This window comes from Streptomyces xiaopingdaonensis, from assembly GCF_000262345.1.
Classification (GTDB): Bacteria; Actinomycetota; Actinomycetes; order Streptomycetales; family Streptomycetaceae; genus Streptomyces; species Streptomyces xiaopingdaonensis.
In genome coordinates this window covers 1-982 of record NZ_AJTQ01000158.1, presented here as the reverse complement: position 1 = coordinate 982, position 982 = coordinate 1, and the positions used below count along the sequence as shown (strand labels likewise).

Below are 982 nucleotides of genomic sequence, written 5' to 3'. Positions count from 1 at the left end.
GCGGTGATGTACGCGGGCCGCATCGTCGAGACCGCCCCCGTACGGGACCTCTACAAGAACCCCGCCCACCCGTACACCAAGGGCCTCCTCGACTCCATCCCCCGCGTCGACCAGAAGGGCCAGGAGCTCTACGCGATCCGCGGCCTCCCGCCGAGCCTCCTCGCCATCCCCGAGGGCTGCTCGTTCAACCCCCGCTGCCCGATGGCGAGGGAGTACTGCCGGACCGAGGACCCGCCGCTCTACGACGTGGCGGCCGAGCGGGCCAGCGCGTGCCACTTCTGGAGGGAGATGTTCGATGCACGCTGACCACTCCGGGCGCCGCGAGGCACGCGAGGAAGGCCAGGCGGCGCGGTGGCTGCTCGCCAAGTCCCGCCGGGAGTCGGCGTACGCGGCGGGTGAGGCGATCCTCGAGGTCCGGGACCTGCGCAAGTACTTCCCGTTGACGCAGGGCATCGTCTTCCGACGGCAGGTGGGCGCCGTGAAGGCCGTCGACGGCGTCTCCTTCGACCTGCGGGCGGGTGGGACGCTCGGACTCGTGGGCGAGTCGGGGTGCGGCAAGTCCACGGTGGCGAAGCTGGTGACGCACCTGGAGGAGCCGACGGCGGGGACGATCCGGTACAAGGGCGAGGACATCACCAAGCTGTCGGGCCGCGCGCTGAAGGCGGTTCGGCGGAACATCCAGATGGTCTTCCAGGACCCGTACACCTCGCTCAACCCCCGGATGACCGTGGGCGACATCATCGGTGAGCCGTACGAGATCCATCCGGAGGCGGCGCCGAAGGGCGACCGCCGCAAGCGGGTGCAGGAGCTCCTCGACGTGGTGGGGCTCAACCCCGAGTACGTCAACAGGTATCCGCACCAGTTTTCCGGCGGCCAGCGCCAACGGATCGGCATCGCCCGCGGGCTGGCGCTGCGGCCCGAGATCATCGTGGCGGACGAGCCGGTCTCTGCGCTCGACGTCTCGGTGCAGGCGCAGGTGGTG

At 70.4% G+C, this 982-nt stretch carries 2 protein-coding genes; both read left to right on the top strand.

All coding sequences use genetic code 11. From position 1 onward, the window contains the following. Positions 1-306 (top strand): oligopeptide/dipeptide ABC transporter ATP-binding protein (locus UWG_RS0112795; RefSeq protein WP_029391401.1); only part of this gene is annotated, 306 nt, incomplete at its 5' end. Continuing rightward, positions 296-982, top strand: a 687-nt coding sequence (locus tag UWG_RS29935; RefSeq protein WP_016907609.1) for an ATP-binding cassette domain-containing protein, incomplete at its 3' end; no start/stop codon positions are given. The genes UWG_RS0112795 and UWG_RS29935, both read left to right, overlap by 11 nt.